2 rRNA genes are annotated in these 345 nt (G+C 39.7%); both read right to left on the reverse strand.

Features of this window, described 5'->3' with window-relative positions:
* Position 1 precedes the first annotated feature (1 nt).
* Positions 2-113: ribosomal RNA gene (rrf, locus tag DYU05_RS20835) — 5S ribosomal RNA — on the reverse strand.
* 135 nt (positions 114-248) lie between these two features.
* Positions 249-345: ribosomal RNA gene (locus DYU05_RS20840) — 23S ribosomal RNA — on the reverse strand; the annotation flags it as partial.

Genomic DNA, 345 nt, shown 5'->3' on the forward strand with positions numbered 1-345 from the left:
GATTTGGCACCGACCTACTCTCCCACATTTTACTGCAGTACCATCGGCTCTGGCGGGCTTAACTTCTCTGTTCGGAATGGGAAGAGGTGGACACCGCCGATATAGGCACCTGAATATTTTAATAGTTTGCAGTTTTGAGTTGCAGTTTGCAGTTATAATAACCGCTTAATGCTACTGTCTACTGAACAAACAATGACATATTATTGAAAGAAGTAATCTGTAAGAGAAAACAACAGCAAATTCTTCTGTTAGAGAAAGCTTCGGATAATTAGTATTACTCGACTTTGATGTCACCACCTTTATATCTGTAACCTATCAACGTAGTAGTCTGCTACGATCCTATAA

The organism is Mucilaginibacter terrenus (assembly GCF_003432065.1).
Taxonomy (GTDB): Bacteria; Bacteroidota; Bacteroidia; order Sphingobacteriales; family Sphingobacteriaceae; genus Mucilaginibacter; species Mucilaginibacter terrenus.